Here is a 13,313-nt window from a genome sequence, read left to right as displayed (position 1 = left end):
GACGGGGACTGGCTGGGAAACCAGACCAAAGGAGTCACGGGCTAGCCCATTTACCAGTCCATGTTGGCAGACCGTTCCCAAAGATGATTTTGGTGGTCGATTAGTTCTTTGAGCTTGCCAGCGTGGCGCGCAATTCCAAGTTCGTCTCTAAATTCTTGGTCGTATCTCACATCGAGTCCGCCAATGATCCACAGCATGGCGTCATGCAGGGGGCCAGATTTCAGCCACTCGTCTACAGCATCTAGGATCTCCATCGCTTCGTCAAAGTCACTCTCCCGGGCAGGTATGAATTGGAAGTGGGGGCTGTTGCGGGCGTCGGAGAATGCGGCAGGTATGGCGCCAACTTCTGGCATGTGGAAATAGATAGTCGAGTGTCGCTTGTCGAAACCTCCGTGGGAGTACGTATTGCGCCAGGTTTCCACTAGTCGAAACAAAGCATCTCTGTGCCTGTTTGCTGCACGATCGTGGCTGCCGAATACACGCTTGTACTTGTCTCCCCATCGTGAAGAGATGAAGTCTGTTAGGTTTGCCCCCGCGGGCTCGAATTCGATGAACGGCAGCGCCAGCACGAGGGTGTGCTCCAGCAGGCTTAGATAGGCGTTGATTGCGGCAACCAGGTTATAGAAGCCCTCGGTTTGTTCGGGCATGAAGTAGAAACCGCCGTTAAGGGAGGGGCTGTTCTTGGGATGCCTTCCTTCGCCACCGAACGCGAGACCGGCGGCCTCTCGAAAGTACTCGTAGGATCGGCGCAGTGTTCCGTATTGGTTGACGATTGTGACGTTGCCGGCGCTGACCTGTTCCTTGCTCAAGGGCTTGAGTATCCTCGATTCGATAATCCGTACAGCGGATTGCAGTTGTCGACGATTTCCCGATGAGCCTTTACGGCCGCCGTTCTGTCAGCCTCATCCTGGGAGGCGTGCTGCAAGTAGAACCGCATGCCAAACTTCTCATAGGTGATGGCAGCCGCTCGGCCACGGTAACGGAAGGGTATGCGGAAAGCCGTCTTGTCCCACCGGCCCATGTCCTCGAGGCCAATGAGTAGTAAGGCGTAGCGAATGAGATAGGGAACAGGCCACTCGTCACGAGCGACGCTGAACTTCATGACCTCACCGGCATCAGCATCATAAGGAGCGGAAAAGTCCCTCAGACAGATACTAGAGAGTTTAGCGGCTGCTTCATCGGCGCTGGTAGGAGCATCATGGGTCACAGCTGGAGCGTAACGCAGCTGGCCGGGACAGTGGCTTGACCAGGGCGCGTCGCAGTGGCAGCTTCTAAAACAACTCCTGTACCGGGGGCAAGAACGTGCCACGGCGCTCAGACATTCGGTCCAGGTGAGGGAGCAACCTGGAGAGGGATAATGCGTTGGCCGGGCCACATCACATTCAGTTCACCTGCTGACTACTATTCCCTTTGGACGTAGCCTGTCCTCGTGGCCAGCGTTGTGACTCGCGCCCGTTGGGATGGGACTACAGCTTTCTCCGTGCGATGGCGGGACTATAAATCCGGTCATCAGCACCGTCTGACCGTGCGCTCAGAGCAGGAAGCTCGCAGCCTTCTGTGGTACCTCAATCACGAGGGGCGGATTCAGAAGTTGTCTCCGCCTGCCGACTATCTGGGGAAGCCCGGCCTTCCCAACGTCGCGAAACTAGTGCAAGAACACATCGACCTGTTGGTTCGTCCCTCCCCCGGGACCATCGGGACGTATCAGCGTATTCTCGACCTGCATATCCGGAACACGATCGGTCACATCCCGGTTGACGAGCTCGGGCATCGCGAAATCATGCATTGGGTCAAGGGCCTTACCACCGAGGGTGTCGCGCCTAAAAGTATTCACAACATGCATGGACTGCTGTCGGCTGCGATGAAGACCGCGGAGTTACTTGAGTACGTCTCCCGCAATCCCTGCCGCGGAGTCCCCCTTCCTACGGTTGAAAGGGCAGAGGACGATGCCATGTTCCTCACCCATGCCGAGTTCAGCCTGCTCATGCAAGGGATGAATGAGCAGTACAAGACGTTGGCCCAATTCCTGGTCATGACAGGAACCAGATTTGGCGAAGCAACCGCACTCAAGGTCGCCGACATCGATCTGCTCTCCAAGCCGCCAACCGCACGAATCAACAAAGCGTGGAAACGCGACGGGCAATCCCACTACTACATAGGGCCGACCAAAACTGGGGCAGGAAAGCGCACTATCGGGCTCAACCCCGCCCTGGTAAACCTCCTCATCCCCCTAGTTGCAAGCCGGTCAGGCAGCGACCTGCTGTTCACAACAACCGACGGCCGCCGAATCGCTCACAAACCATTCTGGCAACATCAGTGGGTGCCAGCCGTCCGAGCCGCTCACTCCCGCGGCCTGACGAAAACGCCACGAATCCATGATCTCCGGCATACCCATGCGTCATGGCTCATCCAAGACGGCGTAATTTCCCTCTTCGCAATCTCCCGCCGCTTGGGCCATGCATCCGTTCGAACTACTGAGCAGGTGTACGGGCATCTCATGCCCCAAGCACTCCAAGATGGTGCCGACGCCACCGAACGGTCCATCAGAGGCTTCATTTCATAACTTGTGTATCCCGTTTTCAGTCATCGTCATTGGAGTCTGCCACTGTCCCCTGCTCAAGCGCCGCAGTAATTGCCTCTGGCGATGGCAGCGCCGCCCGTTCCTCCGGAGGCAGCGAGTCGTAGGTGTAGGAACTGACGGCGACCGGTTGGGACGACCCGTCCAATGCGTACCTTACTGTCGGCTCATGCTTTGACCCACACACGAGTATGCCCACTGTGGGGGCCATCCCTGGGAACTTCACCAGGCCGTTGACGGCTGCCACGTAGAAGTTCAACTGTCCAAGGTGCTCGGGTCTGAACTTGCCGGACTTGAGCTCCACGACCACAAAACGGTTGGTCGGCACGTGTACCAGGAGAAGGTCAATGTAGAAGTCCTCACCTTCTACATCGAGGTGGAACTGCCGGCCATAGAACGCGAACCCTCGACCGAACTCAGCCAAAGTCTGAGACATCCGCTGGGTCATGGCCTCCTCCATAGCCAGTTCTTCGACTTCCTTGGTCAAGCCCAGAAAGTCGAAGACCAAAGGATCCTTGGCCACACTGCGCGCCAAGGCCGCCCCATCCTCGGACAGACGTTCTTCAAGGTTGTTCGGTGCAGCGCCAGCCCTGCGATGAAGTCCTGTGGTGATCTGGTGCTCGAGGACTTCAAGCCTCCAGTTGTGCTCGCCTGCTCGTTCCGCATACCAATTGCGGATCTCCGGGTCCCTCAGTTTGAGCAGTTCAATGATGTGACCCCAAGGCAGGCCGCCCACCCGGGCCCGGTCCGCGGGGTCGGACAAGTCCCAGGCTCCTGCGAATGCCCGCATATAGAAGAGGTTTGAACGAGAGAAGCCACGCATGTGCGGAAAGGCCGATTTCATGTCCGCCGCCAGTCGCTGCAGAACCTTGGTCCCCCAAGGCTGGGCTGCCTGCCGTTCCAGGATCGTGGACCCGATCTCCCAATACATCTGGACCATGGCATTGCTCGCGGCCTGCTGAGCGCGGAACTGCGCCGAGCTGACGAGTTCCTTGAGGGAAACGAGGATGCCGGCATAGCCGGTAGGCAGTTCAGGTTCGATCCGGGGCACGCCCCCACCTTAGTCGCTGGAGCCGACAGGGCCCCTCGGCACGGCCTGCGCCTCAATAGTCCAAAGAACTTTGGACAATTCAGAACCCACTGCTGCATGGCTCCCAATTCTTGCAGCAGATAGTCCAGAGAACTTTGGACAGTTTGGGCGGCAGACAGAGGATCAGCCGGCTTTGGCGCACAGATGGCCGCTCACCCAAGGTTCGGCGCATGGCGGAGTGTCGTACAGCCGACGGGCTACCGTTCTGCAAGGCTCAGTTATGGACTGGACCGATTCCCGTCAGGAGTTCCGTTCTCCACGTGTTCTACCGGGCGCGGACTTGCCCAAGATCGGCCGCGTGACCAAGACGGCGGACAGCTCTTTGCCATGGCGTATCACCGGCCTGACCGCCGATGCCAAGGACATCGACGACTTCCTGCTCACGCTGGCCACTAATGACTGCAGCCCGCAGACCCTCCGTTCCTACGCATTCGACTTACTTCGCTGGTGGAGATTCATGGCCGCCGTCGGGATCCGCTGGGACGCCGCGACACGCGAGGACGTACGCGACCTGGTCCTCTGGATGAGGCAGCCACATCAGGCAGGCAGTCGGGCGTACAGCCCCACCTCCATCAACCACATGCTCTCGGTACTTTTTGTGTTCTATGAACATCACGCCCGCCTGGGGCAGGGGCCGGTCGCGAATCCGGTACCTAGTGCTGCCATGGGGATGCGCCGATACGAACATCACAATCCGCTGGCCCCTTACCAGCCGCGGAAGCGGGCGCCATACCGGCAGCGCGTCATCACCGGGGCACCCCGGGCGCTTTCACATGACCTCGTAAACCGGGTCTTCACGACCCTGACCTCAACACGCGACAAAGCGCTGGTGGCCATGTACCTCGCCACAGGCGCCCGCGCAAGCGAACTGCTCGGAATGAAGACCCGGGACGTCGACTGGGGCAGCCATACAATCGCGGTCGTATCCAAAGGGACTCGCGTTTACCAATGGGTGCCCACGTCCCCGGACTCATTGACCTGGCTGAGGCTCTACCTTGGCGAGATGCCCTTGAACTCGCCTGAGGACGCCCTGTGGCGTACCCTTCGACGGCCCTACCGCCCACTCCAATACTCTGCTTTGCGGGCAATGCTGGTACGAGTCAACAAGACCCTGGGTACCGGCATAACGCTGCACGATTTCCGCCATACCTGCGCCTCCCGGCTGCCAATGACCCGTCCATCCCTCTTACCGACGTACAGGCCGTCCTAAGGCACAAGCACCTCACCACGACATCCAAATACATCCACACCAACACCCAAGACATGGTTCAACGCGTCCTGCAGCACCACGAGGCGCCCCCTGCCTCAACACCAACACGCGCTTGGGGATACGACCCGTCCGACATGGCCGAACTCTTCGGTACCTTGCCATGACGGCCGCCGTGACCGGCCCGGAGATCTCGACCCCTCGGGTGTCACGCTCCACCCCTGACGGCGCCCAATGGAGCCTGAACGAAATTACTGCCCGCTCCGCCGAACTGCTCCTAAGCACCAGGAAAAGGCAGGTGGAACGAGCAAAAGGTTTGGCCCAACTCCTGGAATGGCTCGGCTCTTTCCCCGGCGAGAACTGGCAGCAGCGTTGGATTGCGGCAGGTTGCGACCAGGCCGGCACGTCATGGGGGCAACAGGAGCTCATTCCGTATAGGAAGTCGCTGCAAGGCAGTGCCGTGATCGCGCTTGTCGTTCTTGGCGTCGTCCGGCCGTCCATGTTTTGGCTGCGGACCGCCACCCCGCCGCACTTGTTCATCACGTACAGAAGGGTTGTCGACTCCGAAGCGTTTGCCCTGTTGGATGCAAAGCTCGGTACTTTTCGCCTGTCGAAAACCTCCAAAATGACAGCCCTGAACGCAATGACCCTCCTGCGGATCCGCACAGGCGTCCCGTTGCTGAGTGTCACGGCATCACAGTTCCTTAGTGCCGAAGCTGAATGGAAAGCCTTGGGCAGAACCCGGTCGGTCGGCGTGGTCTGGCAAGCACTCCAGGCCTGCGGGGCGCTTTTAGGGGAGCCCGTCGACTACCGTGCGCTGCTGCTGAAGGGACAACGCACGGTTCCACAGCTCGTCGACGCGTACGGGGTGAGTAACTCAAGGATCCGTTCGTTGCTCATCGACTACCTTACGGAGAGAGCTGCCGCTCTCGATTACTCGTCGTTGGTCGGACTGACCCGCATGCTGGTCCGGAACTTCTGGGCTGACGTTGAACGCCATCATCCAGGGCAGGACAGCATCAGGCTCCCGCACGACACCGCGACAGCTTGGAAGCAGCGCCTTCGGTACCTGCCTGGAGGCCGGGAACGCCGAGACTACTTTGCGCACCTGACCGCGGTGCGGGCGTTCTACACCGACCTTGCCCAGTGGGCGATCGCAGAGCCCGAGCGGTGGGCGCTGTGGGCCTGTCCGTCGCCAGTCAGTGTGGGCGAAACCAGCAGCCTGGCCAAGCAAAAGCACCAACGGCAGTCGCATATGCATCAGCGCACCCGAACCCTTGCACCTTGGCTAAATTCCCTCGTCTCCGCGGCCGCGAAGGAGCGCACCGAAACGGCCGCTCTTCTCCAAACAGCATCCCTGGCAGCGGAAGGTGAACTCCTGACCATTCAGGGGACGACGTACCGCCGCGTGGTCCGCGGCCACTACCGGGACAACGGGTGGCCATCGGTTCAGAACCTGGAGACTGGCGCGGTCATACGGTTGCACCGCGCGGAAGAAACGGCGTTCTGGAGCTGGGCGATTCTCGAGGTCCTCCGCCTGACAGGACTGCGTGTTGAGGAACTCGTTGAACTGACCCATACCTCCATCCGGCGTTACGATCCGACTGCTGGAGAAGCTACAGTCCTGCTGCACGTCGCTCCATCGAAAACCGACAGGGAACGGCTCATCCCGGCCTCCCCCGAACTAGCCTCAGTCCTGGCCACCATTATTCGCAGGGTGAAGGGACCGGATGACACGCTTCCCCTCGTGAGCCGCTTCGACCCGCTGGAACGCAGTTGGGGAGCCAAGCTTCCTCACCTCTTCCAGCTCAGGCTTGGCGGAGTCCCCCGGGTACTTTCCACAGCAGGTGCTCGGAGCCTCCTCCGGGCCTTGGCGGCCAAAACGGACTGCAGGGACGTCGACGGAACACCGCTGAGCTTCACCCCACACGACCTGCGCCGCATCTTCGCAACGGAAACCGTCAACAGTGGTCTTCCCGTCCACATTGCCCAGCACCTACTCGGCCACCTCAACCTCAATACGACGCAGGGCTACATCGCCGTCTACCCCGAGCAGGTCATCAAAAATTACCGCACCTTCATCGACAACCGACGAGTCTTTCGGCCCTCTCAGGAGTACCGGGATCCGACCTCAGAAGAATGGGCGGAATTCGAAAACCACTTCACCCTCAGGAGGGTTGCCCTCGGAACATGCCACCGCCCCTACGGCACTCCCTGCATCCATGAACATGCTTGTGTGCGCTGCCCCATGCTTCAAGTCGACCCGGCTCAGCTACCACGGCTGCACGAGTTGGAGACGAACGCGGTCGCCCGTCTCGAGGAGGCCAAGCAAAAGACGTGGCTCGGCGAAGTCGCCGCGCTCGAGGAATCACTGCGCCACATCCGAGAGAAACAGGTCCAGGCAACCCAAATCAACGAACGGGTCAGCGATGGCGCCGAACTCTACAACGCACACTAGGTCAGGCAGCTAAAACAAACTCCTGCCCCAGCCCACACAAACCCTTAGTGCAGTTAAAGCGGGATTGTTCGATGTGGAAGAAGAGCAGGTCGACGTAGAAGTCGTCACCGTCGACGTCGAAGTGGACTTGGCGGCCGACGAAGGCGAAGCCGGGTCCGAGTTCGCGGAGGGTTTCGGTGATTCTGCTGGTAAGGGCGTTTTCGAGTTCTCGTTCAGCGACTTCCCCGGAGAGGCCGAGGAATTCGAAGTTGTAGGGGTCCTTGGCGACTTGCTGGGCGAGCTCTGAGTCCGGTGCAACGAGGTGTTGCATAAAGTTTGAGGGCGCCGCACCCGTGCGTTCCAAGGTTTTGTTCATGATCATGTTCATGAGGACGTTGCGAGACCAGCCGTGCTGGACGGCAGCGGCGGCGTACGAGTCCCTTGCCTCCCCGTCGAGCCGTCTGTCGAGGATGGTGCGGATGTGGCCCCACGGCAAATGTCCCACAGGCTGTGGGACATTTGGATCGAATGCCGGCCAGGCCTCAGCGAAGCTGCGCATGTACTGCAGGTTCGACCGTGACAAGCCCTTCATATCGGGAAACTCTGCACCCAGGTCTTCGGCCAGCCTGCCGATGACGCCACTCCCCCAACCTTCAACAGCTTGCCGCTCCAAGATCGTTTTCCCAACAGACCAATACAGTGCAATGAGCTGAGTGTTGACGGTCCTGATCGCCTGGGTACGGGCAGCCCTCACCCGATTCTTGAGCTCGCTGAGGAGATCGGTGTAGCCGCTGGGAAGGGCGAGGTCGCCGGCATCAGTCATGGATTCGATCCTATCGACGGGCACCGACCTGGCGGACACTCACTGTGGCCGTCGTTTGCTCGTCCTGCTAAACGTCAACCTAAATCGGTTGTTGTAGCAGTCAGATGAATGATCTGCCGTCTGTCTCGAAGCCCTGAGGTTTCGGGACAATCTATGTCGCGGATTACGAACAGGAGTGCAGAGCAAAAGTGCCCTTGCGCGTAGGAGTACCGGCCAGTCATCCCACCTTGGTCCAACTTCCGCAACGCTTGCTTACGAAGCCCTCACCCGCGTAGATCGTAACCACTGGCCCCTGGGGAGCGAACGAGATGAAGTCATTGTCAATCGTTCCGCCCTGAGGGCCCGTGCGTTCCCAGTAGCAGTCATGCACGCCGTTGGCGCCAGCCGGCACGCTCACCTGGTAGGTGCCCTCTGCGATGTCCCTGCCCACTACGAAGGTCCCATCTCCCATTAAGGTCTTGGGTGCAGGAGGTACACCTCCGGCGACCCGAACCAGTTCGGCGATATGGGGCGCGTCAGGGCACATGGCGGCCGCGGCTTTGGCCTCCGCTCTGACCTTCGGCCCACCCGAGGGGTACTCCCCATATTTGGTGTCCCATCCATCCTTCGGCGGCAGCGCGCACAGCAGCAAGACGCCCCCGTACGCGGAGGAGGGAAGGCTGATGTCACCGCCGTCGGCGCCCATCTGCTGCACCACGGCCGCCTCGTCCGGCTCCAGGGTGTACTTGTCCCGGTACCAGGTGCCATCAACACGGAGGTCGCAGGACTTGAACTTTGCGAAATCCGAAGCGGCCCAGATCTTTGAAACCGAGTTGAAGGACTGGTTGTCTTTCGCTGTGATCGCACTCTCGGACGCGGAGCACTTGAAGTTGTACCGCACAGCCCGCTTTGCTGCGGCTACTTTGACGGCCGCCGCGGCATCGACGGCGCCCTGAGTGTTATCGATCTTGACCGTCACCTTTTCGCCGAGCTCAACTTTCTCTCCTGCGGCAGGTTCCGTTTCGAGGACTTTCGAGGCATCGCCGGTGCCGCCGGCAAACATCTTGCCGTCGATACCCACTGCCTCGTACTCGATTCGGGCGGCGACCAGCATACCGCGGGCTTCCGGGAACGGGCGGCCAGCCAGGTTCGGGATGGTCTTCGGCGCTTCGGACGGAGTGGGAGTTACCGACGAGGAAGAGGAGGTCGATTCCGGGGCAGAGCCACCACATCCACTCAGCAGCAACCCGGCGGCAGCAGCCACCGCGATGACCTTGTATTTCACTTCTTCCCCCAGCCCCAGACCTTACATGCGCTCACATCCTATGCGGCGCGCACACTTGGCCCCTAAATGGTTCCGCTATTCGACGGACCCTCGAAACGCTAGTCCAAGACTTGTGACCGTTACTCGGCTGTCCGAGCTGGTCCACCTCGCTGCGCCACCCCCTGTTCCTGTCCTTTCACCTGCTGTGAAAGCGTGTGCGTGCTTGGGTTCGTCGTAGGTTATTTGAAGCGCAACAGTTGTGCAGAACAATGGGGGTTGGCCGTGGCGAGGTGTCGGCAGGTATGACGGATGCTCGGCGCGCAGCTCCTTACCCTGAGTGGGTGGAGATGTACCGGAGGGGTATCGCTCCCTCGAGGATCGCGGTGCTGGACGCAGCTCCCGCCACCACCGTGCGCTATCACCTGCAAGTCGCGAAGAAGCTCGAACCGGAGCTCGAAGCCGAGCATGCGGCTGCGCTGCCGAAGCGTGTGGGACCATCCGCGGCGGCTCTGCGGATGATGCAAGACGTTGTCTACTTCTACGGCACCTGCGGTCGGCTGCCATCGGCCCATGCGAAGTCACCCCGTGAGGCGGCGCTGGGCAGGTGGCTTTACCGCCGGCGCAGGGAAGCGCAGGCGGGCACCCTCTCCCCCGCTTTCCGGGACGGGCTGGATGTGATTCCCGGTTGGGACCTGGCGTCGAAGCGGAAGGCCGAGGACGAGGCCAGGTGGCAGAAGCGCTTGCAGCAGGTGAAGGACATCCGGGGTGATGGCGGCGAGTGGCCGCGTCATCAGAAGACCCCGGATGCGGACGAACGCGTCCTGGGCGTGTGGCTGCACGCCCAACGGATCAACTACAACCAAGGAAAGCTGGCCCCGGAGAAGGAGTCTCTGCTGAATGAGGTCCTGCCGGGATGGCGCGAGGGCCGGCCACGTGGCCGCCGACCACGACGAACACCAAGCCCTGGCGACAGGTAGACCATGCGAAACGGAGACGCTGCGGTCCCGCCCTCGCCTGTTTGCCTTCCTGTGTTTATCGGCTGGGTCCGCCCTTGGACCTTTCGGCTCCCACGGCTGCCCCCGCACGGCTCTTCCTGGCCTTGGCCGCGCCTTTGCCCATGGTGACTGCTGCGTTAGGGTGGGTTCCTTCGCTCCGGGCTGCTGTGAGCCGGCCCCGGATCTGGGCTTCGTTCGCGCCGGTTCCCTCCAGGGACTCCGCGAATTTTGCGTGGTGTTCGGCTGTACCGTAGCCGGCAGCTGATTCCCTCTCAGCTTTCAGCCCTTGGTCGCTGAGGCGGTTACTGTCCTTGCCGGTGACGCGGTTTTCAATTTCTCGGCCGAGTCCTTCGATGCGGGCGAAGAGTTCCTTTTCGGCCCGTTCATACCGCTGTTCCATCGATGCCCACTGTGAGCCTGTGAAGCCGCCCTCGGCCAGGAGTTTGGCTTCGTGCATCTCCTTCGCTGCGTTCACGAACGCGGGATCCTTGAAGTGGGAGTCGTCGGCGCCGTTGACATTGGCGGCGGTTTCTTTGCGCAGCTGCTCCATGTCGGGGCCGTTGATACCTTCCTTGCCGATGAGGAACAGTCGCTCTTTGATCTCAGCGTCTGCCGCCGCCACGGCTTTGGGCGTTTTGGCATCGTGGGCGCGCTGGAGGGCCTGTGCCAGTTCGGGGTTGGCCAGGTACTCGACCGGCACTTGATGGCGCTCCATTTCCGGCGCCAGTGCCGCGGCCTGCTTGCGGAGTTCTTCGGCCCGGGCCGCTGTCAGCAGCTGCATTGCTTTCTCGTGTTCGGCGGCTGCCTGACGTGTCTCCTCCTCACGGCGCGCCACCTCGTCCAGCGCGGCCTTCTCGCCTGCGGCCGTTTTGATCCCCGCTTCAAGGTTGGTGGCGTCCGTCCCGACGTCCTTGGTGTCGATGCCGTACCGGGCAAGGACTTCAAGCCGGATTTTCAGGGAGGCTTCAAGGGCGGCAGGCTCGTGGTCCTTCCAGCCTTCGGCGACGGCGTGTGCCGTGGCGATGTCGGCCGGCAGCGCCTTGTCCCACCACTCATCCCTCTGTACGGGTGCGAGGACGGCGTGCGCTGCGGAGCGTTCGGCCGCCAGACGTGCCCGGGCTTCGTGTGCTGTTTGGATGTCCTGGTGTTCCTGCTGTCGCTGGGCTTCCTGTCGGCGGCGGGCCAGCGTCTCTGCGATGCGTGAGGCGATCATCAAGGATTGCCGCATCCCGTTGTCTAGAACGTCGTCGATGCCGTCTGATTCACTCATGGTGTTCCCCTTGCACTGGTGGTGTGATTCTTATCGGTCGAGGCCCGGCCCGGTATCGCGGCCGGGCTGATAGGTCTTCGCTGGTGTTGCCGGTGTAGGTGTTGTGGGAACCACCGAACCGGGACGGATCGGGGCCATGCCGCGGCGGGCAATATCAACTGCCCTCGGCCGCACCGCAGCCGCTTCGGCCGGCTGTTGCTCTGCTCCTACAAGGACGGCCTTGGGCATCGTCGCGGTGAACGGGGCCAGCTGGTTTTCGACCACTGATCGGATGCGCTGGGCTTCGCGTGCCCGGCCGGACTGGGCGTGCATTTCGTACACCGCGAAGGCGGTGTTGATCAGCTGCACCATAAGTGCTGTTTGCGCGGCCGTTTTGTCCTTGCTCGACGCTGCCATGAACAACATGGCCGCGCCGGCAATGGAGGGCAGCGCGACGGGTTTGCCGTGCTGCCGGGGTGCCCGAAGTTGGGCTGTGCGGGACAGTTCGGCGGCTGTGGCGGCTAGCGGCCCTGGCGTGGCCTCCAGCCGGTATGACCATGCCGCGAAGGCGCCGGATACTTCACGTGCTGCTTTCGCCCAGGTTGCGTGATCCTCACGCGGAATGGTGCGCAGCTGGTCGGCCAGTGCGGTGGCGTTGCGGGTGTATTCCACCCACACATCAGCTGTTGGGGTGGCGTTCTCGGGCCCGGTCCTGGAGACCTTGCGTTTGTTGCGCGCGGCGGCGTTCCATTCCGCGGCGGCCTCGGTTGCCAGGTGTGGGGAGTCCATCCATTCCTCGCGTAATGCACCGAGCTTCAGGTCCGACGCGAGCGTGCCGCCGCCGAACCAGATAGGCCGCTCTCCCGGCTTGGGGCGCTCGGCAACGGAGTAGCCAACGATGACGTCGGTGGTGTTCTTCGCGTAGCGCGGCCGGAGCAACAGTCCGGTGTCGCGGGCGCGGCGGACGAACTCCGCTTCGGTGGCTGATGCGCTGGCGCTGGCGCGCACCTTGCGGGCCAGGGAGGCGCGGTGCATTTCGCGGTCGTCCCTGACGGCGGTGGCCTTCTCGGCCCGGTGGTAGCCGCGGGTCGCGTGCACACTGGAGAGCTCTTCGAGCCCGTACTTGGTTTCCAGTTCGCGGCAGGTCTGTTGGGCGCGTTTGTAGTCGCCGTGGGTGGAGGCTTTGGTGCCGTCTTCGCGGACGAGGGACACGGCGATGTGGATGTGGTGGTTGCCGTTCTCAGACGTGCCGTGGTTGATCGCTACCCACCGGCACTGGGCTTTTCCGCTTGCCTCAGTGAACCCCATGGCGTCGACGAAGTCGTTCGCGATGTCGCCCCACTGCTGATCCGTCAGGGCTCCTTCTTCGGCACGGAGGCTCAGGGAACAGTGCCACACATCGGCCTGCTTGTGCCCGTTCGGTACGCGTTCTTTCTTGATCGGGTCCCAGCGGAAATCCTTCTGCAGCACCTCGACCCCGAAGGCCTTGCGCGGCTGGTCCAAATGCTTCGCGATCGCGACCGCATCGTCTTTGTCCAGGACACCGTCGTCGTACCAGGCCATGATCGCCGCGTCCCCGGCCACCAGGTGCGGGTCAGTGTGCGCGTTCTTCGTCTTATCAGCATCGGTCGAAGCCAGGTACAGCATGAGCCCTGACATCCGGGAGCCGCGGGTGATGTTCGGAATCATGG

General features: G+C 61.5%; 11 protein-coding genes. 4 read left to right on the top strand and 7 right to left on the bottom strand.

Annotated features, from left to right (window positions below):
- Nucleotides 1–50: 50 nt before the first annotated feature.
- Both M8J71_RS11005 and M8J71_RS11000 read right to left on the bottom strand, forming a co-directional pair.
- Nucleotides 51–809, bottom strand: a complete 759-nt coding sequence (locus M8J71_RS11005) for a hypothetical protein (RefSeq protein ID WP_256247956.1) — start codon at nucleotides 807–809, stop codon at nucleotides 51–53.
- The gene (locus tag M8J71_RS11000) at nucleotides 806–1,207 is read right to left on the bottom strand and encodes a hypothetical protein (RefSeq protein WP_256247955.1); all 402 of its coding nucleotides are present in this window, start codon (nucleotides 1,205–1,207) and stop codon (nucleotides 806–808) included. The genes M8J71_RS11005 and M8J71_RS11000 overlap by 4 nt, the downstream gene beginning before the upstream one ends.
- A gap of 222 nt (nucleotides 1,208–1,429) precedes the next feature.
- On the opposite strand from M8J71_RS11000, the gene M8J71_RS10995 reads away from it, so the two are divergent.
- On the top strand, nucleotides 1,430–2,563 hold the full coding sequence (locus M8J71_RS10995; RefSeq protein ID WP_256247954.1) for a tyrosine-type recombinase/integrase: 1,134 nt from the start codon (nucleotides 1,430–1,432) through the stop codon (nucleotides 2,561–2,563).
- 16 nt (nucleotides 2,564–2,579) lie between these two features.
- Here the strand turns inward: M8J71_RS10995 and M8J71_RS10990 are convergent, their stop codons facing one another.
- Complete coding sequence (locus M8J71_RS10990; protein WP_256247953.1) at nucleotides 2,580–3,629, bottom strand: PDDEXK nuclease domain-containing protein; 1,050 nt, start codon at nucleotides 3,627–3,629, stop codon at nucleotides 2,580–2,582.
- Nucleotides 3,630–3,966: 337 nt separating this feature from the next.
- Here M8J71_RS10990 and M8J71_RS10985 point away from each other — a divergent pair, with 337 nt between their 5' ends.
- On the top strand, nucleotides 3,967–4,878 hold the full coding sequence (locus M8J71_RS10985; RefSeq protein WP_256247952.1) for a tyrosine-type recombinase/integrase: 912 nt from the start codon (nucleotides 3,967–3,969) through the stop codon (nucleotides 4,876–4,878).
- Between the two features lie 160 nt (nucleotides 4,879–5,038).
- Nucleotides 5,039–7,333 carry a tyrosine-type recombinase/integrase gene (locus M8J71_RS10980; RefSeq protein WP_256247951.1) on the top strand — a complete coding sequence of 765 codons (2,295 nt, stop codon included), beginning with the start codon at nucleotides 5,039–5,041 and terminating at the stop codon, nucleotides 7,331–7,333.
- A gap of 1 nt (nucleotide 7,334) precedes the next feature.
- On the opposite strand, the gene M8J71_RS10975 is transcribed toward M8J71_RS10980, so the two are convergent.
- Together M8J71_RS10975 and M8J71_RS10970 are read right to left on the bottom strand one after the other, a co-directional pair.
- Nucleotides 7,335–8,135 (bottom strand): PDDEXK nuclease domain-containing protein, encoded by an 801-nt coding sequence (locus M8J71_RS10975; protein WP_256247950.1) that lies wholly within the window; start codon nucleotides 8,133–8,135, stop codon nucleotides 7,335–7,337.
- A gap of 217 nt (nucleotides 8,136–8,352) precedes the next feature.
- Complete coding sequence (locus tag M8J71_RS10970; RefSeq protein ID WP_256247949.1) at nucleotides 8,353–9,399, bottom strand: PASTA domain-containing protein; 1,047 nt, start codon at nucleotides 9,397–9,399, stop codon at nucleotides 8,353–8,355.
- A 326-nt stretch (nucleotides 9,400–9,725) separates the two neighbouring features.
- On the opposite strand from M8J71_RS10970, the gene M8J71_RS10965 reads away from it, so the two are divergent.
- A complete protein-coding gene (locus M8J71_RS10965) occupies nucleotides 9,726–10,355 on the top strand; it encodes a helicase associated domain-containing protein (RefSeq protein ID WP_256248970.1) in 630 nt (209 codons plus the stop codon).
- A gap of 55 nt (nucleotides 10,356–10,410) precedes the next feature.
- Here the strand turns inward: M8J71_RS10965 and M8J71_RS10960 are convergent, their stop codons facing one another.
- On the bottom strand, nucleotides 10,411–11,643 hold the full coding sequence (locus tag M8J71_RS10960) for a hypothetical protein (RefSeq protein ID WP_256247948.1): 1,233 nt from the start codon (nucleotides 11,641–11,643) through the stop codon (nucleotides 10,411–10,413).
- A gap of 30 nt (nucleotides 11,644–11,673) precedes the next feature.
- On the bottom strand, nucleotides 11,674–13,311 hold the full coding sequence (locus M8J71_RS10955; protein WP_256247947.1) for a relaxase/mobilization nuclease domain-containing protein: 1,638 nt from the start codon (nucleotides 13,309–13,311) through the stop codon (nucleotides 11,674–11,676).
- Nucleotides 13,312–13,313: the final 2 nt, after the last annotated feature.

It is taken from the genome of Pseudarthrobacter sp. R1, assembly GCF_024494415.1.
Taxonomy (GTDB): Bacteria; Actinomycetota; Actinomycetes; order Actinomycetales; family Micrococcaceae; genus Arthrobacter.
The sequence above is the reverse complement of the archived record's forward strand: the minus strand, read 5'-3'. Positions and strand labels throughout refer to the sequence as shown.